16 protein-coding genes are annotated in these 19,788 nt (G+C 43.2%); 2 read left to right on the top strand and 14 right to left on the bottom strand.

Annotated features, from left to right (window positions below; genetic code table 11):
• Positions 1 to 188 precede the first annotated feature (188 nt).
• The 3 genes from cysW to NOS7524_RS08245 all read right to left on the bottom strand — a co-directional run bounded on the left by cysW (position 189) and on the right by NOS7524_RS08245 (position 3,227).
• Complete coding sequence (gene cysW / locus NOS7524_RS08255; RefSeq protein WP_015138033.1) at positions 189 to 1,046, bottom strand: sulfate ABC transporter permease subunit CysW; 858 nt, start codon at positions 1,044 to 1,046, stop codon at positions 189 to 191.
• Positions 1,033 to 1,902 (bottom strand): sulfate ABC transporter permease subunit CysT, encoded by an 870-nt coding sequence (cysT, locus tag NOS7524_RS08250; protein WP_015138032.1) that lies wholly within the window; start codon positions 1,900 to 1,902, stop codon positions 1,033 to 1,035. The genes cysW and cysT overlap by 14 nt, the downstream gene beginning before the upstream one ends.
• 179 nt (positions 1,903 to 2,081) lie before the next feature.
• Positions 2,082 to 3,227: a sulfate ABC transporter substrate-binding protein gene (locus tag NOS7524_RS08245; protein ID WP_015138031.1), complete on the bottom strand. Its 1,146-nt coding sequence runs from the start codon at positions 3,225 to 3,227 to the stop codon at positions 2,082 to 2,084.
• A gap of 280 nt (positions 3,228 to 3,507) precedes the next feature.
• Between NOS7524_RS08245 and NOS7524_RS08240 the strand changes: the two genes are divergently transcribed.
• Positions 3,508 to 4,755 (top strand): HhoA/HhoB/HtrA family serine endopeptidase, encoded by a 1,248-nt coding sequence (locus NOS7524_RS08240; RefSeq protein WP_015138029.1) that lies wholly within the window; start codon positions 3,508 to 3,510, stop codon positions 4,753 to 4,755.
• 109 nt (positions 4,756 to 4,864) lie between these two features.
• Here the strand turns inward: NOS7524_RS08240 and NOS7524_RS08235 are convergent, their stop codons facing one another.
• The 7 genes from NOS7524_RS08235 to NOS7524_RS08205 all read right to left on the bottom strand — a co-directional run bounded on the left by NOS7524_RS08235 (position 4,865) and on the right by NOS7524_RS08205 (position 14,354).
• Complete coding sequence (locus NOS7524_RS08235; RefSeq protein WP_015138028.1) at positions 4,865 to 5,236, bottom strand: sulfite exporter TauE/SafE family protein; 372 nt, start codon at positions 5,234 to 5,236, stop codon at positions 4,865 to 4,867.
• Positions 5,237 to 5,261: 25 nt separating this feature from the next.
• Positions 5,262 to 6,227, bottom strand: a complete 966-nt coding sequence (locus NOS7524_RS08230) for an acetamidase/formamidase family protein (protein WP_015138027.1) — start codon at positions 6,225 to 6,227, stop codon at positions 5,262 to 5,264.
• Positions 6,228 to 6,333: 106 nt separating this feature from the next.
• Entirely contained in the window at positions 6,334 to 7,002 is a 669-nt protein-coding gene (locus tag NOS7524_RS08225) for an AIM24 family protein (RefSeq protein ID WP_015138026.1), read from the bottom strand.
• A 147-nt stretch (positions 7,003 to 7,149) separates the two neighbouring features.
• Positions 7,150 to 8,934 carry a M61 family metallopeptidase gene (locus NOS7524_RS08220; RefSeq protein WP_015138025.1) on the bottom strand — a complete coding sequence of 595 codons (1,785 nt, stop codon included), beginning with the start codon at positions 8,932 to 8,934 and terminating at the stop codon, positions 7,150 to 7,152.
• Between the two features lie 347 nt (positions 8,935 to 9,281).
• Positions 9,282 to 9,965, bottom strand: a complete 684-nt coding sequence (locus tag NOS7524_RS08215; RefSeq protein ID WP_015138024.1) for a Crp/Fnr family transcriptional regulator — start codon at positions 9,963 to 9,965, stop codon at positions 9,282 to 9,284.
• A 202-nt stretch (positions 9,966 to 10,167) separates the two neighbouring features.
• Entirely contained in the window at positions 10,168 to 11,382 is a 1,215-nt protein-coding gene (locus NOS7524_RS08210; RefSeq protein WP_015138023.1) for a type II secretory pathway, ATPase PulE/Tfp pilus assembly pathway, ATPase PilB, read from the bottom strand.
• 251 nt (positions 11,383 to 11,633) lie between these two features.
• The gene (locus NOS7524_RS08205; protein WP_015138022.1) at positions 11,634 to 14,354 is read right to left on the bottom strand and encodes a cation-translocating P-type ATPase; all 2,721 of its coding nucleotides are present in this window, start codon (positions 14,352 to 14,354) and stop codon (positions 11,634 to 11,636) included.
• Positions 14,355 to 14,683: 329 nt separating this feature from the next.
• On the opposite strand from NOS7524_RS08205, the gene NOS7524_RS08200 reads away from it, so the two are divergent.
• Positions 14,684 to 14,923, top strand: coding sequence for a hypothetical protein (locus NOS7524_RS08200; RefSeq protein ID WP_015138021.1), 240 nt, complete (start codon positions 14,684 to 14,686; stop codon positions 14,921 to 14,923).
• A 129-nt stretch (positions 14,924 to 15,052) separates the two neighbouring features.
• Here the strand turns inward: NOS7524_RS08200 and NOS7524_RS08195 are convergent, their stop codons facing one another.
• The 4 genes from NOS7524_RS08195 to NOS7524_RS08180 form a co-directional block, all read right to left on the bottom strand.
• Positions 15,053 to 15,901, bottom strand: a complete 849-nt coding sequence (locus tag NOS7524_RS08195; RefSeq protein WP_015138020.1) for a lysophospholipid acyltransferase family protein — start codon at positions 15,899 to 15,901, stop codon at positions 15,053 to 15,055.
• 252 nt (positions 15,902 to 16,153) lie between these two features.
• Positions 16,154 to 17,617, bottom strand: coding sequence for a serine/threonine-protein kinase (locus tag NOS7524_RS08190; RefSeq protein WP_015138019.1), 1,464 nt, complete (start codon positions 17,615 to 17,617; stop codon positions 16,154 to 16,156).
• A 137-nt stretch (positions 17,618 to 17,754) separates the two neighbouring features.
• The gene (locus tag NOS7524_RS08185) at positions 17,755 to 18,678 is read right to left on the bottom strand and encodes an ABC transporter permease (protein ID WP_015138018.1); all 924 of its coding nucleotides are present in this window, start codon (positions 18,676 to 18,678) and stop codon (positions 17,755 to 17,757) included.
• 34 nt (positions 18,679 to 18,712) lie between these two features.
• Positions 18,713 to 19,762, bottom strand: coding sequence for an ABC transporter permease (locus NOS7524_RS08180; protein ID WP_015138017.1), 1,050 nt, complete (start codon positions 19,760 to 19,762; stop codon positions 18,713 to 18,715).
• Positions 19,763 to 19,788 lie beyond the last annotated feature (26 nt).

Raw genomic sequence — 19,788 nt, 5'->3', positions numbered from 1 at the left:
TCTGTAAACACTAATTTCCTACACCAATAATCCTGAATTGAACCGTATTTTAGTATAGGCGATCGCGCCAACATTAAAAAACCTTCCCCACTATAGAGAAGGTTCGATGCCTTTCGGCATAAATTCCCAAAAATTCACTCAGCCATATGGCCATCCAAATACCTAATCCCTAATCCCCAATCCCTAATTTATTCCACATCTTTAATTTTCGTTTTCCGTTCCACAATCTCCTTAAGTACCAAAGTGACGACGGCAAGTAATGCTAACAGTACAGCCGCAGAAAATGCCGCTTCTGTTTCATATTGTTTGTAAGCTTCTTCTACAAACAAGGGTAAACTTTGGGTAATATTAGCAATGTTACCTGAGACAACGGAAACTGCGCCAAATTCACCCATTGCCCTGGCATTAGTCAAAATTAAACCGTAGAGTAAACCCCAACGAATACTGGGTAGGGTGACACGCCAAAATATTTGCCAATCATTAGCTCCCAGAGTTCTAGCAGCTTCTTCTTGGTCGCTACCGAACTCTTCTAAAATAGGAATCACTTCCCGCGCCACAAAAGGCATACTGACGAAGGCTGTAGCCAATACCATCCCCGGTAAGCCAAAGATAATTTTAATATCATACCCTTCTAGAAACGGGCCAAACCATCCTTGCCTTCCATAGAGTAGCACCAGCATCAAGCCAGCAACTACAGGGGAAATAGAAAAAGGTAGATCAATAATACTTAATACTAAAGCACGTCCGGGGAATTTATGACGAGCGATCGCCCAGGCGGCACACAAACCAAATACTGTATTTAAAGGTACAGCAATTAATGCCAGTACAAGGGTTAATTGGGCAGCATAAATAAAGTCAGTGCGGCTGAGGTTCTCGAAAAATGGCCCTACTCCCTTACTGAAAGCTTGGACAAAAACGTTAATTGCTGGTATATATTGCACTAGGGCTAAATAGGCGATCGCAATCCCAATTAAAATGGTAGGAACCCAACTCTTTTTTTGTTTGGGATTTGATGGACTAATCTGAGACTCCTTATTTGTTGTCATATCTTCTGGCCCAAGCTTGTAATAAATTAATCCCTAACAACATCACTAAAGAAATTAGCAATAACACCACACCAATGACAGTTGCACCGGAATAGTCATACTGTTCTAACCTTTGAAAAATCAACACAGGCGCAATCAAATCTTGGAATGGTGTATTGGAAGCAATAATCACAGTCGAGCCATATTCCCCAACTGCACGGGAAAAACCCAAAGCCACACCTGTCAAAATTGAAGGTAACAAGGGTGGTAGGATCACTTTCCAAAAAGTTTGCCACTGTGAAGCACCTAATGACCAAGCAGCCTCTTCAATTTCAATTTCCATTTCTTGCAACACAGGCTGCACAGTTCTAACAACAAAAGGTAACGAGATAAATACCATCGCTACCCAAACACCCAAGCGAGTGAATGAAACTTTAATCCCCATTGGCGCAAGTAGAGAACCAATCCAGCCATTATCGCTGTAAACCGTTGCCAGTGTTAAACCTGCTACCGCAGTCGGTAATGCAAAGGGTAAATCAACAGTAGCATCAACTATTCTCTTGAGGGGAAAATCGTACCGCACCAACACCCAAGCCACCAGAGTCCCAAAGATGCCATTTAGTAAGGCAGCCAGCAAAGAAGTAACAAAAGTCACATTATAGGTTGCCAAAGCAATATCACTGGTAGCAATTTCCCAAAATCTAGCCGGCGGTTCTGTACTAGCTTTGAGAAACATGGCCGCCATCGGGAGAAATAACATCACTGTTAAATATCCCAAGGTAATCCGCCATGTCCAGGGAAGTTGAATCAACGGACGGAAAAATGTCTTCCAAGCAGGGGTGTTACGGTCAATGTCAGCAGAAGGAGATAACGTCATAGACAATTTAAGGGTGTAAGGGTGTAAGGGTATGAGGGGGATGAGGGGGATGTAGCTTGCTTCTCTTACGACGGCGTAAGCCTACCGTAGGGTGGAGGATGAGGGAGTATATTATATAGCCAATGCCTGCCATACCATCAATTCCCAGTCCCCAGTCCCCAGTCCCCAATCCCCAATCCCTATCTTTTTATACTTGCTTGAATTTGAGCAAATACACCGCCATCGGTGAAAAACTTCTGGTCAATGGCTTGCCAACCACCGAAATCTTGAGCAGTACCCAGAGTTTTTACTGTGGGAAACTTATCTTTTACTTCTTTGGTTTGAGATACTGTCTCATCTACTGGTCGAAATCCTACTTTGACAAACTCTTGTTGTGCTTCTGGCGTATAGAGGAATTTGACAAAGGCTTCGGCTACTTCTCTGTTACCGTGTTTATCAACATTCTTATCAACGACAGCAATGGGATTATCAATAGAAACATTGACTTCGGGAATAACGTAGTCTAGTTTCTCACCTTTTTGTTGTGCCAAGATCACTTCGTTTTCGTAGTTGATTAAAGCATCCCCTTGTCCTTGTTTAGCAAATGCGTCTGTCGCTTCCCTGGCATCCCTAGTGAGAATTGGGACATTACTATATACTTTAGTGACAAATTCTTTGGCTTTAGCCTCATCACCGCCTGTCTTCATCCCTGCATTCCACAGTGCAAGGAAATTCCAACGCGCCACACCAGAAGTTCTAGGGTCAGCAGTAATTACTGTAACATCATCTTTAGCTAAATCTGCCCAGTCTTTGATGCCTTTGGGATTGCCTGGGCGAGTAATGATTGCGGCTACAGACTTAGATACTATACCGTTATTGGGTACTTCTTTTTCCCATCCTGGAGCAATTAATCCAGCTTTCTCAATCTTTTGAGTGTCTAGTGCCAGTGCTAAGTGAACTACATCTGCTTCTAACCCATCAACCACAGCACGAGTTTGCGAACCAGAGCCACCATAGCTTTGTCTAAATCTGACAGTTTGGTTATGTTCTTGCTTCCATTTTTCGATAAATTTAGGAATAATCGCTTCATGAGCTGCTTTGGTGACAGCAAAGGAAACTAGGGTGAGTTCTACATTGGGCTTGTTGGCAGCAACAGGGTTGGCTGTAGGAGCTTCGCCAGTGGTGTTTGTTTGATTACCTCCAGAACAGGCAGCAAGGGTGATACTCAATATTGCCCCTACTAACATCAGTGACACAAAGCCTTTTAAGGATTTCAAACTCAAAGGATATATTCTCTGCCTAGCAATTAACTGTAATTGCTGTAAAGGTCGCTGCCACATTCTCATCCCACAATCTCCTGATAAAACTACGGTTAACCGATATAAATATGGGTGTATATATGATAATTGCAGACTATTGGTGGAATTGACAAGTGGGGATTGGGGATTGGGGACTGGGGATTGGGAACTGGGGAGCAGAGGAGAATAACTATTGCCTATTGCCTATTGCCTAATGACTATTGCCTAAATTTTTCATAAGCCTGCAACAGTAATGAAACAAAACTGTCATAAACGATATCTAAGATGAGTAATACATATAAATACATAGATATCCTGGCAGAAAGCTATGCAAAACCAAATACACGATGAATCACAACCATTAAATAATATTTCTGCTCATAGTAAACTCCATAATCATGCACCTTGGAAAAGAGCAGCTGCTTCTTTATCGCTAGTGCTGCTAGGCTCAGGTATGACTTTGGCAGGTGGTTATTTAGCTGGCAACCAGCAACTGACGAAGAGTGCATCTAACTTGGCTGTGAGTCGAGTAGATGCAGCGCCTCCTTTGCCCAAGGCTACAGATGCTAACTTCGTTACCCAAGTGGTGCAGAAAGTCGGCCCAGCTGTAGTGCGAATTGAAGCTTCTCGCACGGTCAGAACTGCTTTACCCGATGCGTTTAATGATCCGTTTTTCCGTCGCTTCTTTGGCTCACAACTACCACAAGAGAGGGTACAACAGGGTACTGGTTCTGGTTTTATTATCAGTCGTGATGGTAGCATTCTCACTAATGCTCATGTCGTTGATGGTACAGATACAGTAAGAGTCATACTCAAAGATGGGCGTAACTTCCAAGGTAAGGTGTTAGGAAAAGACCCATTAACAGATGTGGCAGTTGTCAAGATTCAGGCTGATAATTTGCCGACAGTCGCATTGGGTAATTCTGATACACTGCAACCAGGAGAATGGGCGATCGCGATCGGTAATCCTTTAGGTTTAGATAATACAGTTACCACAGGTATCATCAGTGCTACTGGGCGCTCCAGCAATCAAATTGGCGCACCTGATAGGCGCGTTGAATATATTCAAACTGACGCAGCTATCAATCCTGGTAACTCCGGCGGCCCCTTACTGAATTCCCGTGGTGAAGTCATCGGGATGAATACAGCCATCATCAGAGGCGCACAAGGCTTAGGCTTTGCCATTCCCATCAAAACAGTACAACGCATTTCTAACCAACTGATAGCTACAGGCAAAGTTCAGCACCCTTACTTGGGTATTCAGATGGTAGGTTTAACGCCTCAAATCAAGCAGAATATTAACTCAGACCCCAATAGCGGTTTGACTGTGAATGAAGACAAGGGTGTTTTAATTGTGAGAGTCGTCCCCAATTCCCCAGCTGCAAAAGCGGGGTTACGTGCTGGGGATGTCATTCAAAGACTCAATGGCCAATCAGTCTCAGATGCTACCAGCGTTCAAAGGGCAGTAGAAAATGCTCAAGTTGGTGGACAATTGCAATTAGAATTAAGACGCAACGGGCAGAATCTCAATTTAGCTGTACGTCCCGGTGCTTTTCCTAGCCAGCGAGTGCAGTAAAGGGGCAGAGGTGCAGGGGAGGCAGGGGAGACAGGGGGAGAGAAATCCCATGCCCAGTCCCCAATCCCCAGTCCCCAATCCCTAATCCCCAATCCCCAATCCCCAGTCCCTAACGCCCTACCAAATATCGTAAACCAATGAGTAATAAAAATATGCCATATAGCTTTTTCATGGTTGCACTGGTAATAAATGGTTGATTAGCAAATAATGCTCCAAACAGATTCCCAATTAATAAACCGAGAGCAATGATTGCAGCATATTTAATATCAATTTTGCCCTCACGATAATAAACTGCTGCGCCTAAAAGTCCAATTGGTAAAATTTGGGCAGCAATGGAAGTACCAGTAGCAAATTTTTGATCTAACCCTAATAACAACACCATCGCCGGTACCATAATCGCGCCGCCACCGATGCCAAACATCCCACCAGCAACACCAGCTACTAAACCAATCAGCAACAGTTGAATGAGTAAATTAGACATGGAAAACTGTAAATTTTGTGGTGAACTATAAACTGATTTTAGGTGACAAAATTGCTTTGGGTAACAGTCCATGAACACCTTTGCATGGACTATTGACAACTTGAGTGATGCGAAAATTGACAGCTAAACTACACAAAACGTAGGCATCTTCTGGAGTCAAATTTACAAAACGCTCTAAAAAATCAATCATATTTTTGAGAGCTAATTCTAAGGCTGCATCTAAAGTGGCAGCAAATCCCATAGTGATAATATCAGTCGGTGTTTCCGCGATGGGTGTTGTTAGTTGCAGATCTTTGCGGAGTGTAATTTGGATGCGGCCGTTCATGGAGGTTTCAATAGCAGTCACGTTTACTTCGCCGTCTCCCTGGGCTGAATGTCCATCACCAATGGAAAACAAGGCACCAGGAACGAAAACAGGTAAAAATACACGAGAACCTGCTTGTAGTTCGCGGTTATCAATATTACCACCGTAACAGCCAGGGGGAATAGAAGAGCGCCCATCTTCTGGAGTAGCGACACCAAGGATGCCAAAAAAAGGTTTGAGTGGGATTTTAATCCCGCTATGGCTGGGAAATTCGGCGGTGTTATTAACTAAATCTAAGGGAATAAAGCGCAAAGCTGGTTGAGTAAAGTGCTGCGGTAAGGCTCCCCAACCTGAACGAATGGCATTGAAACCTACTGGCAAACGAGGTGCGATCGCTTCTAATTTTACTTCTAAAACATCCCCTGGTGCTGCATTCTGTACGTAAATTGGCCCTGTGAGTAAATGAGGGCCTGCGGCAATTTTTCGTTCTGGTGCTAGGTTTTGGCAGATATCCACAAATTCTGGCGTGAGAAACTCTGGTGGTGCTTTGTCGTAAATGTAATAACCAGTGTATGTTTCTACGTCAATGGTGTCACCAGAATCAATAGTCAGTGCAGGTTCTAATAGGTGAGAGAAACCTCCTAGATGCACAGTTGATTTTGTGGCTTTTAAGATGTGATGAGTCATTGCCGCTATGATATTTGCTGAGTATTATTGCTTAGAATAGCGGTTTTGTTGCTGTGTCGATAACTTACTTACACCTTCAGCAATTTTAAGTCAGTATTGATACTTACTAACTAGACGTTTTGGGTATTGCTGCTGTGATTTGGCGTAACATCATCACTTGCCAATAAGGTACGGGAGCCAGCAACACAGTACCAGTTCCTTCAAAAGTATTAACTAAAAATTCACCAGAGGTCATAGAACCTAACAGAGATTTGGTAGCTTTTTCAACGCGATAATTTAAGGTAGTTGTCCGAGCGATCGCAAAGTTACCATCCACTACTAATCTGTCGTTTCGCAAATGCACCACCTCTACAGGCCCTTGCGCTACCATGACAACTTTGCCTCTACCTTTAACTTTGGTTTGAAACAAACCTTCGCCACCAATTAAGCCAGATATGAATTTATTTCGCTCAATTCCCACTTCAATACTGCCATCACTTGCCCAATAAGCACCACTATCTAAAATCCATTCATCACCATCTAATTCTAAAATGTGATAACCAGATAAAGATGGTTCTAAATATAATTCGCCGCTACCTGTATAAGTAGGACGAAAAATATTTTCTCCTGTAGCTAGAGATTTTAAAAATCCCCCTGCTGATGGGGCTTTAGATTGCATTGTCACATTGCCACGTATATAGTACATTGCACCAGACTCAGTGCGTACCGTTTCGTTTTGTAAAGTTATTTTGACTAACCGTAAGCTCTCTCTTTCAATAATTTCAAAGTTTGCCATTGTACTTTCCTGACTTTTCCTAAACTTGCAGAATTTACATACATTTTTGACATTTATTTTTCTAAATGACAAGTTAAAAATAAAGTCAGCCTCCCATGAATTTAAAGGCTGACTTTATTACAGATATCAAAAGAGATGTTAATTGGCTCAACAAACAGTGGATATAGGAAAACCTAGCCACCCAGCAAAATTGTCTTGTTGAGCAGGATCAGGATTCTTGACTGGTACGACTTGATATTTAGTAGGACGTGGTTGATCCAAAGTGACAATATGGGTACGCAATTCATCTTGATGGAAAACTGTCACCTGAATTTTATCATTTGGTTGAAAATCTTTGAGGCGATCGCTCAAGTGATGGGCTGTTACCTTAATTCCCCCAATCGCCAGCAACTCATCACCTGCATCAATTCCTGCTAGTTGGGCGGGAGAACCTGCTTCCACAAATTTAATCATTTCCCTGCCATTTTCTGTGTTTACCTTCAGCCCAAAGTAGGGTTCTTCTTCCCTCTCTGTCACCAAATGCAAACCAAAGGGTATCAGGTACTGATCAAAGGGTAATTCTTCAGTGCCATCAATGTAAAGTTCACAGAAATCAGTTAAATCTACCCCGGCGACAGATTCAATCACTGCTTGTAACTGTTCTGGAGTGTAGCCAATTTCTGCTTGTCCAAATTCATGCCACATTTGCCGCATCACATCATCTAAGGAACGCTGATTGCGATGACGCGCTCTAATGAGCAAATCTAGCAGCAAAGAAACCATTTCTCCCTTCAAATAATAGGAAATTTGAGAATTATTACTATTAGCATCTGGGCGATAGAGTTTAATCCAAGCATCAAAACTTGATTCTGCTAACGATTGTACTTTCCGCCCTGGTGTGGTGAGAAATCTAGTAATTTCTTTACTCCAGTAATTTAAGTATGTCTTAGCATCATAAATTCCTGCCCGCAAAGGAATTAACAAGTCATAGTAACTGGTAGTTCCCTCACAGAACCATAAAGACGGTGTGTAGCTTTCTTGGTCGTAATTAAATACCTCTAAAGCTTTGGGACGGATGCGTTTAACGTTCCACAAGTGAAAGAACTCATGGGCTACCAGTTGCAAGAAGCGTTCATACTTATCCTGAGTGCGAAATCCAAAACGTTGATAAATCAAAGAGCAGGAGTTTTTATGCTCCAAACCCCCATAGGCTTGAGCAAACAAATGTAGCAAAAAGATGTAGCGATCGTAAGGCAAACCGCCAAACATCTGGGCTTCCACTTGGATCAGTTTTTGAATATCCCTAATGAGTGGCTGTACTTGAAAATTTCCATGTCCCCAAATTGCTAATTCATGAGGTTTTCCTAACACCTCAAAGTGATGTAACTGATGTTCACCAACCTCAAAGGGACTATCTACTAAGGTATCAAAATCAGCAGCATAGAAAGTATTAGACTGCTCTCCTATGGTCGGTAAGGGAGTCGTTACCGACCATTGAGGATGAGGTGGTATGACCGTAACACGAATAGGTAGATTCTCGCACCCCAGTAGTCTTAAAAACAGTGCTGCTCCATTAAAGTAGCCGTGGGTAGCATCTAAGTGATTTGTTCTTACCGATAGTTCATTGGCAAAGATGCGGTAGCTCACCGTTACTTCTGACACATCACCTTTGGCTATCTGCCAGTGATTTTTACTAAGTTTTCGCCAAGGTAAAGGCTTATCGCCTGCAAAAGCAGTAAAGTCTTGTAAATTCTTGGCGTACTCCCGCACCAAGTATGATCCTGGTGTCCATACCGGCATTTTTAAGTCAAGAATTGATGATGTGTGGTTTACAATTTGTAACTTCACATCAAATAGATGCGTTTCTGGTTGGGGCATTGCCACCTGGTAATGAATCGTCGGCACGGTTTCCTGAACGCCAATATCGATACGAGGTGCTGTTGCTTCAGTCATCTGTAGTTAAGAGTGATAAGTTCGGAGTCAAAAGTCAGTCCATAGTTAATAGTTAATAGTTCATGGTCAATAGTCAATAGTTAACCAATATTGACTCAGCACGCAGGGATACACTTAAGCCAGTTAATACAACAGAGATAATCTCCTGAAGACACTCTGGGTAAAACTCAGCAAGGCTCCTGGTTCTAGGCTGAAGACTGAACGATCTAATTTTTATTAACAGGACACTATTTTCTCTGAGGACATTAATAAAATAAATATTAAATTACACAGGTATTATACTAACAAACCCATAAGATAAAACTTAAGATTTAATTTATAAATCAAATCCTAATACCTAGTGATCATCAGACTTTACCTGCCAAATTCATCAACTGTTTGAAGTTGATGAGGTCAATGATATGGTTGGTATTGTCAATTTTTATCCAGCCTTTCTCATGTAGTTTTTCCATGATTTTAGTTGTTTCTTCAATGCCAATTTCTGTCACCTCTGCTAAATCTTTAAAGGGGATGTTAAAAATTTCCTTACCTGTTTCCGACTCATAACCATAGCTTTCACCTAAACTCACTAGGGTATGGGCGAGTTTGACAGCAGGTGGTGAAGACCTGATTTGTAAGCGTTGGTTGATCTGTCGCAATCGCCGCACCATTAATTGCAGCATTCGGTGATGTAACTGGGGATCTTTAAATAGGATTTGAATAAACCGTTCTCTGGAAATACTGAGCAATTTTACGGTTGAAAGGGCGATGACATCTGTAGAACGGGGAGATTCATCTAAAATTGCCATTTCGCCAAAAAAATCACCCCTACCCAAAATTGCCAAGGCTACAGCCTCCTCGCCACAGGTGCGTCGGACTTTCACCCAGCCAGCAACTATGAAGTAAACTGCGTTACCCCAGGCATCTTCCATCAACACAGCTCTTCCGGCTGGATATTCGTGTTCAATTGCCACGTTGAACAGCCATTCTAGGGTTTGTGGGTTGGCTGTACTCAGTAAAGGGAAAATTTCACTAAAAACCTCAGTTTGCATGAAATATCTACTAATAATAAATTTGGGATAGAAAATTCAGCTAGCTATTTTGACATTTATCAAAGCCAATCCGACAGTCAAATCTACAAAAAATTGGTAATAAATTTAACCAGAATATCTCAATCAGATAGTCTAGCTTGCCTTTACAACATAACAATTGTGGATCAGATCGCAATCAGAGGTTTTACTGACAGAACTAGGATTAACCATCTATTGGTAACTGGTGGTTTGCTGCCAGGGTTTTGATTTGTTGGTCTAGATTTTCCACGATGCGATTGAGAGCAACTATGGCTTCTGATTGTTCAGATTTGAGGCTAGGATTTAGCAATAGTCTTTGGTGTAACTCATGTAATTTATAGCTGAGTTGTTGAGAAATGCCTATGACATCTCGACTCAGATGAGCTAACTGTTGCTGTTGATAAAATTTTAAAGCTGCCCCTCGTAGCACTTGTAGGGTAGCCTCTTCGCCGTTTACTCCTGGCATCACCCGGACGCGCAATAACACACGACTTTGTTGATATAAGCATTCTTTCTCTATCTGTCTTGGTTCTGCCAGCCTGCTGACAGGTAAGGCAGCAAACCGCTTTAATTCGTTGAGTACCCCTTGAAAAAGTGAGAGGGGGATATTTTCTAATACGGACTGCAACACTCCATTATCAGTCCAGATGATTCTGCCTTGATAGGGTTGTCTTTCTAAATATAGACGACCAATGCCTCCGGTTAATACTCGCCCTAGTAGTTCTTCTAGTAATTTTTTAGGTGGTAAATGTAAAAGTGATTCGATAGAGGTAGATATATCTGGAACTTGTACCTGTAAAACAGTCACATCGCTGAAAACTACATTCTCTTCTGGTTCATGTTTGTGTGTTGGAACAACGTGAGAATGTGGAACAGAATTCTTAGCAGTTGGGCTGACAGAAACATCTCCTGGTTGTTCAGAAGAGTGTTGAGTATTTGGTGAGTGCATCTCTTGTGAGCGGGTGGGTACAGCATCCGGCAATTTGGCTGTGGTATTTGGACTCTGTTCTAAAATACCCGGTATTGTTAGCAGTTCTGTTGATTGCTGATCTATGTGAGCTGTATTTTTATAGTTGAGGTAGGCTGAAAGGGTAGTGCGGTGGATATCGGCAGCAATTTCCTGTGTCACCATCGTGTAATGGAGATAGGAGATAATACGATTCACATAATCTAGTGCGCCGCTCTCTTGGGGATGTACCATCCCTAACAATAGCTGATTGTTTTCTAACCTCAGAGGCAAAATTTGATGGTACAGACAAGCTTCAAAGGATAGGAGGCTATCAATCAGGTGAAATATTTGCTCACGTTCAGATTCCTGCTCTCCATTGTTGGAAGCTGTGTTGATTTGTTGCTGTCTACTGGCTCCGGTATCAGCTGCTTTGCCCTCTGAAGACCACATAAGTATGCTTGCTTGGTGTTTTTTTATATTCTATTTTGCTCTAGGTTAATTAGCAGTAAATAGGTAAGTAGTAAAATTTATTACTAGGATTGGGGATTGGGTATTGGGGATTGGTCATAGGGCATGGGATTTCTCTTCCCCTGCTCCCCCTGCCTCCCCTGCCTCCCCTGCCTCCCCTGCACCTCTGCTCCTCTGCTCCTCTGCTCCCCCTGCTTACCAAAGCGATTGGATATTTTTTTAGTTGGAAGCCCCTAATGTTTTGGGCGTGATGTTCTTCGCTTGCCTTTGTAGCTATTGATGAGTTTCACACCTTGTCCAATGATTAATGGTATGAGACTCATGCCGATAATTAACAGCCAGCCGTTAATGCCTGGGTTAGCTGTTTGTAGGACAGTTGATAGCAAGGGGACGTAAACGGCGATGAGCAATAAACCTGTACACAGGATAAGCGCACCCCAAACGTAAGGATTGCGGCTAATTTCATTACGCAGTAAACCAGAGTCCCGATCGCGCATATTAAAAACGTGCCACAATCTGGTAAAACCTAAAGTCATAAATGTGACAGTGACGGCTTGCTGTTGTGTCATCCCTAACCAAGTTAAAGCGATCGCAAAGGCAGCACCCAATGTAGCGGCAATCACTAAACCATAACCTGCGATCGCTAACCAATGACGGCGAGTTAAAATTGATTCCTGCGATGGACGGGGTGAACGCTTCATCAAAGCTGGTTCACCTTCCCCTACACCCAAAGCTAAGGCAGGAAAGGCATCATTGACGACATTAATATAGAGAATTTGTAATGGCAGCAGTGGTAAAGGTGCATTGATTAGGGAAGCCACCGCCACTAGGATAATCTCGCCCACATTGCCGGAAAGCAGATAAACTGTAAACTTGCGGATGTTGTTAAAAATCGCTCGTCCCTGTTCCACTGCCGCTACAATCGAGGCAAAAGCATCATCCTGAAGTACCATGTCTGCGGCTTCTTTAGCAACTTGGGTTCCCCGTTGTCCCATTGCTACGCCAATATCGGCTTTTCGCAAGGCTGGTGCATCGTTAACACCATCCCCAGTCATCGCCACCACAGCCTGAGCGCGTTGATGCAGAGTGACTAAATTCAGTTTTTGTTCTGGACTGACTCTAGCGAGAATCGAAGCTTGCACAATGCGGCGGCGTGCTTGTGGGGATAATTCATCGGGGTTTTTTAGGTCTTGACCTTGTACTACATCCGCCTGGGGATCATCGGTTAAACCGACAGCGATCGCAATGTTGCGGGCTGTCACTGCTTGGTCGCCTGTCACCATAATTACCCGTATCCCCGCATCTTGACACTCTTTAATAGCTGGACGTACTTCTTCACGGGGAGGGTCTAATAAGCCGACAACGCCTAACAAAGTCAAATCTTCGTAGGGGTCTGCTTGCTCAGAGGCAGTGGTTTTTTGTGCTAAAGCCAGAATTCTTAAACCTTTTTGAGCTAGTTGATTGCCTCGTTCTTGCCACTGTTGGCGCTCCTGTTCGCTCATCTGTTTAGAGTCGGAGTCTGTAAGGATGCGAGTACAAGCTTGCAGCACAACTTCGGGTGCGCCTTTAACTGCAAATCGATATTGACTATCTACCTGATGTATCGTTGCCATCATTTTCAAGTCTGGATCAAATGCCTCTTCCCGCACTTCCGGCATTTTTGAGAGTAACTGTTGGCGTTGAATGCCAGCTTTAGCACCTGCAACTAACAATGCCACTTCCATTGGGTCGCCAATTACCCGACTCTCGTTGGAACCTTCCGGTTGCAAAGCGGCATTGTTGCATAGTACCCCAATTTCCAATGCTGCTTGCAGAACTTGATTTTCTGCGGGATTTAGCTGTTGATGGTGGCGTTGAAACTTACCTTGTGTTTGTAAACCTTCCCCGGTAATTTGGATTTCGCCAGAATCTAAAATCAGTCGGGTAATAGTCATCTGATTTTCCGTGAGTGTGCCGGTTTTGTCGGTACAGATGATACTGGTTGCGCCGAGAGTTTCCACGGCGGAAAGTTGATTAATCAGGGCATGACGCTTGGCCATACGCCACATTCCCCGCGCTAAGGCGACTGTAGCCACAATCGGCAAACCTTCGGGAACTGCACCCACCGCTAAGGCGATCGCAGTTTCTACCATGACAAAAATATCTCTGCCTACCAAAATCCCAGAGATAGCCACGACAATCACAATGGCAATTGTCACCCACACTAACCACTGACCCAATTCATCGAGTCGCTTTTCGAGGGGGGTTTTTTCTTCTTGTCCGGCGCGTGCAGCTAATTCGGAAATGTGACCTAGTTCGGTGTTCATCCCCGTCGCTACTACTACCCCTTCCCCAGTCCCGCGAGTTAATGCCGTCCCTTTGTAAAGCATATTGTTGCGGTCTGCTAGGGGGATGTCGGATTCTAAAGGTTGTAAACTTTTACCGACAGGCACCGATTCCCCTGTTAGGGATGACTCATTGACTTGCAAATTAGATGCAGCCACTAGACGTAAATCAGCTGCGATCGCATCACCACTGTCCAAGACTACAATATCTCCTGGCACAAGTTCTTCAGCTGGAATTTCTTGTACTCTACCCCCACGTCGGACTTTTGTTGTGGTGCTGCTGAGTTTTTGTAGCGCCTCCATTGAACGGATAGCTTTGTATTCTGTAAAAAAACCAATAGCAGTATTAATAATAATTGCAATTAAGACAGCAATCCCTTCTATCCATTGGCTGAAGGCAAATGATAGAGCTGCTGCCACAGCTAATATAGCGATAATCAGACTTTTGAATTGTTCAATGAAGATTTGCCAAGCACTCTTACCTTTGGTTTCCTGCAAGCGATTTTCGCCATATTGTTGGCGACGGCGTTCAACTTCTGATTCTGTCAATCCTTGGTTGGCAAAGACATCAAGCTCATCAAAAATTTCTTCTAATGTCTGAGTCCAAGGTTGATTATGCAGCTGCGCCATTGTTACTGCTCCGCACTATAAATTGCCAAATTCTCAGGCTTCCACCCATTATTTAAGCTAACTGCTAAGGTTTGTTCTACCTATCTATCAGAGGGAATGATTTCCTGGTGAATTTATGCTTGAGTCTGGTAGTTTTGATTAGTTCATTTCTAATTCCACAGTAATGAATAACCGCAAAAATAGGATGAATTAGGAAAATTTTGGACTATATTTTGTGCAAAATTTGATAATTCGTAATATTACTATTCTTCTATCTTTAGCATGAAGGATAATCAGTTAATAATTACCTAGTCTTGTATTAATGTCATGGACAAGATAGGAGTATCAAGATGGCAACAGTAATGAATAAAGCCGAGTGTCATACAGGCACTAGAAACGAACACTTTGATTTAATTAGTGTTATGTACCACTCACTGGAAGGTGCCGCAGTTTATGAACAATATATTCAAGATGCCAATGCGTCTGGAGATAGAGACTTAGCTAACTTCTTCCAAGAAGTAAAAGATACAAATTGCAAGTTAGCAGATCGGGCAAAGGAACTATTTGCACAACGTATTAGCAAGAGCTAATCTTTCTGACCAGTTAAAACATTCGCAAATAATATAAAAAGAAGGCAGAGTAAGAATAATTCAGAAAATTTTCTATCCTCTGTCTTCCGTCGTAGGTATTGAAAATATCTACACTAAAAAATTGAATAATTAATGTTTTTGGTGAAGTAATACCAGTTGGTCTAATTCTTGCTGCATTTTACTTTTAACTAATTCATAGCATTCATTGACATACTGGCGATCGCTCGCTGCATCTCTGCCATAGCGTTCAAATATAATCGGTGGACAAACCCGCGTTTGAATAGTTACAGGAAAGGGAATGTTGGGTAATGGCCCAATAGCTAATCCCCAAGGCCAACCTACATAAATGGGAAATACTTCTGGATCAATATCAAATAACCAAGGCATTCCCCACTCATGCAGGCGTTGCATCATCTTGTATAAATCCGCTAGTACAATCAGGGTATCGTGCGCCCCATAAGAAATTGCCGGGACAATCGGTACATTCTCCCGCAATGCTAGTTTGATAAATCCTTGCCGTCCGGCAAAATAAATTTGATTACGCAAAGAATGCGGGCGAAAAACATCTTCTGCTCCACCCGGATACACCAGTACACTGGCTCCAGAACGCAAAGCCGCTATAGCCATCTTAGGATGAGCAATGATAGCACCAGTCTTGGCAACCATTTGCGCTAGTTGGGGGGTAACTTGCCAGACTTTGGGGTGCATTAAACCATAAACAGGTCGCTCCACCCCAAATCTGCGAAACCAATCATACATCATCATCAACATATCAGGAGCCGCCAGTCCGCCATTGTGGGAACCAACAATTAAAACTTTTTCCTGGGGTGGGATGTGATGCCAGCCACTGGTTTGCACGCGAAAATAATAATGGTAGAAAAAGCCCAATAGGGGCATCAGAGATTGGATAAACTTCGGATCTCGCTCTTCTAAAGACCATCCGAGTTTGATGTTCCGGTTGTGTTGCTTTTGTAACATTCAGGCATCTTAGCAAAATCAAAAGTAAAAAAGCAAAAAAAGCCATACCACATAGAGGCTAAGGGCTAGGGAATAGAGGTGAGGGAAGAGAGTGGTTATGGTGTATGGCTAAGTTGAAATTTGAATGTCTTATCAAAGAAAGGCAGAGGGCAGAGGGCAGTTCGCGGCAGCGTTGCCGTCAGGCTAGGCAGAAGGTATAAATCCCTTTTCCTGAATACCCGTTCGTCGCAGACAAAACCAGAATAAATTTAGCTATTTTTTCGGACAGGTGTTTTTTGTACGGCCCTTCCAGATCCAACCAGACTCTGGAGAACTAATTTCTATCCAACCCTTCTCTTCTCTTCCAGTAACTGTCAGCCTAGTACCTGCTTTAATAACTTTGCCTGTTTTCGTGCGTCTAGATACAGAGCGTAAGTTGGATGAGCGAAGAACAATCAGACAATTTTTTGTCTTTTCACTATCATTTGTATGACTTGTCACTTGCTTAACACGATTTTGATATGGCTCTGGGGAGAGTTGTTGTGAGGTATTAGCAGAAATTATCCCCAAGGTAAATATAGCTATTACTGCACCTGCCCCTTTGAGCAATTGTGATTTTTGAGAGGATGGAAAAATTGCACGTAAGCTAGTACGGGAACGGCTGATTGAAATAGATTTATTCGCAGAAGTCATTGACCGTGCATTCTTGGCAGCAGCAACTAATGGTGTAGTTGGGGCTGTGATTGGGGGTGAAGTCAACCCAAAGATAGTTGCATTATCTGGCGGAGTGTAGCAAGGTTTGGCTAATTCTCGCATATAGTGCATCATTTTGGTGGCAGAGACATAGCCATTGGCCAAATAGTGGTTAATTACTTGACTGACCGCCAATGCTACAGGTGTTGGTGAGTTGGTATTAGTTATCGAGTTTAGTGCTTTGAGTGCGTCGGTTGCTGACTGGTAGCGGTACTTGAAGTAATGACGTACCATCTTACTCAAAAAATCTGCCAGTTGCTCGCTGATTTGAGCATGATGCTGCCATAATATCTCTCCCGTGACAGGATCTTCTGCTAACTGCTGAGGAATCAAGCCTGTTACAGATTGGATAGCAATCATTCCTAAAGCATAAATATCGCTACAGGGGCGTGGTCTGCCTTGTACCTGCTCACTCGGCATATAACCAGGAGTTCCCAGAGGAACCGTATCGTTTTTGAGTTGTTCTGTGGTCATAAGAGAGTAGCTTTTGATTTGTTTGACAGCACCAAAGTCAACCAAAACTATTTTGTTGTCCGAAGCACGACGGATTAAATTATCGGGCTTGAGATCGCGATGAATAACCCCGTTACTATGAATAAAGACTAGAATGGGCAAGATTTCTTGCAATAATTGCGTTACCTGCTCTTCGCTCCACTTTGCTCCTGGTAGCATTTCTGAGGATAGTGGCTGTCCAGCAATTAATTCCTGTACTAAGTAGAATTCTTCATTTTCTTCCAAGTAAGCTAAAAGCCGGGGTATTTGGTCATGATTGCCCAGCTTTTCTAGGGTTTCTGCTTCTCTATTAAATAAGCGTCTAGCTATTGGCAAAAATTCAGGATCGCTAGTTGCGGGTTTCAGATGTTTGACGACGCAGGCCGGGTTCCCAGGACGATGAGTATCTAAGGCTATATAAGTATGGCCAAATCCGCCTTTGCCTAATAGTTCAACTACCTGGTAACGCTGGCCTAGTAATCTGCCGATCATTGTATGGTTGATCTGAGGTTAACTTTTAACAACAATATCCTTTCTCACAATACAGCTTCTAGTTCCTTCTGAGAGACTTTTTACTTTATTTGAGATGGACATGGCTGTTGCTTTTGATAATTTTTTGAGAATGAAATTTAATTATTTTGGTGGTTTTCTGGCAGGTAAGGAACCCCTAAACCTTTTGGGGGTATAGATTTACCAGCGAGTCCCAGCAAGGCGAATAAGGCGATCGCATAGGGTAACATGACCAGAAATTGATAAGGGATATTTACACCTAAGCTTTGAATCCGTAGCTGCAAAGCTTCCGTAGCCCCAAACAGTAAACAAGCTAACATAATACCTAGAGGATGCCATCTGCCAAAGATCACAGCCGCGATCGCAATAAATCCTTTACCAGCACTCATGCCTTCACTAAAGAATTGTATCTGTACTAGGGCTAGATATACTCCCCCTAAACTGGCAAGACAGCCACTGAGGATGACAGCGCCATATCGCACCATTGATACAGACACCCCAGAAGTAGCAGCAGCTTGGGGATATTCCCCCACTGCCCGCAAAGTGAGACCGAAGCTGGTATGAAATAAAATATAAATACTTGCAGCTACCACAGCTAGCAATAGATACACAAGTATATCTTGCTGGAAGAATAACGGGCCGAAGATGGGAATCTGAGCTAACCCAGGAATGACTATAGCTGTAATTCCTGGTAATCTTTGGGTGCTATTACTTTGGAACACTAGCCGCGCCAAAAATGATGTGAAGCCAGCCGCTACTAAATTAATTGCTAACCCAGAAACTAATTGATCTACGTATAAAGATACACACAAAAAAGCATGGAGTAAACCCACTAAACCACCAGATAGCAATGCTGCTATTACACCTAGCCAGGGATTACCAGTATATAGAGTAACAAGCGCACTGGTAAAAGCACCAGTCAACATCATCCCTTCTAAGGCAATATTTAGCACTCCTGAGCGTTCTGAGTACATCCCCCCAAGGGCTGCAAAGGCTAGGGGTACAGTTAGGCGTAAACTGGCGATCAGGTAGTCAGAAAACATAGGCTGATTTTTAAACGCAGAGGAGTGCGGAGGGTTAAACTTTTTGGGTTTGGATGTTGATTTTTTTTTCGATAGCGAGACTGATGGCAATGAATAATACGGTTAAACCTTGAATGGCATAAACTACGGTGACAGGAACTCCGGCGCTGCGTTGCATGACATTGGCACCACTGCGAAGGGCAGCGAAAAACAGGGAAGTTAAGATTACGCCGCCAATACTACCACGACTGAGAAAGGCGATCGCAATGGCATCGAAGCCGTAACCGGGTGAAACTTGTTCAAATAAGCGATACTTCAACCCCATGACTTCTGAGGCACCGGCTAACCCTGCTAAACCACCAGCTAAGGACATGACTAACATGATGGTACGTTCTACGGAAATGCCGGCGTAACGGGCGGTGGTGGGGTTAAATCCGACGGCGGTAATTTGGTATCCTAAAGGCGATCGCACTAACAATACCCACAATATCCCGGCTGCTATTAAACTTAGCAAGATTCCGGCATGGGCTAGACTCTGGGGTAAAATAATTGGTAATTGTGCAGATTTAGCAATTAATGGTGAATAAGGGCTAGGGGCGGCTGGTGCTTTTAAGGGATTCTGCACTAAGTAACTAACTAAATTGATGGCGATGTAATTCAGCAGCAAGGTGGTGATGACTTCATTAATTCCCCGCACAGCTTTGAGATAACCAGGAATTCCACCCCACACCGCGCCAAACAGAAATCCGGCGCAGAGTGCTAAGGGGATATGAATGATTGCAGGTAATGTTGGCAGATATAAACCAATTAAAGTGCTTCCTAACGCACCGAGGTAAATTTGTCCTTCGCCACCGATATTAAATTGACCAGCCCGTAATGCTACCAACACCCCTAAACTGGTGAATAACAGTGGTGTCATTTTGGTGAGGGTGTTACCAAAGCCGAAGTAGGTAGAGAGGGATTCTTGAAATAAGGCTGTGTAGGCGGTGATGGGGTTTGCCCCTGCCAGTGAGATGAGAATTGCACCGACGATAAGGGCAAAGGCGATCGCAATTAGGGGAGATAATATTGGTAGCAGGAATTTAGCGCGATTATTTGTGATCATTTGGCGATGATTGCTACCCTCCAACC

Origin of the sequence: Nostoc sp. PCC 7524 (assembly GCF_000316645.1) — a bacterium.
In the GTDB taxonomy this organism is placed as follows: domain Bacteria; phylum Cyanobacteriota; class Cyanobacteriia; order Cyanobacteriales; family Nostocaceae; genus Trichormus.
The sequence above is the reverse complement of the archived record's forward strand: the minus strand, read 5'-3'. Positions and strand labels throughout refer to the sequence as shown.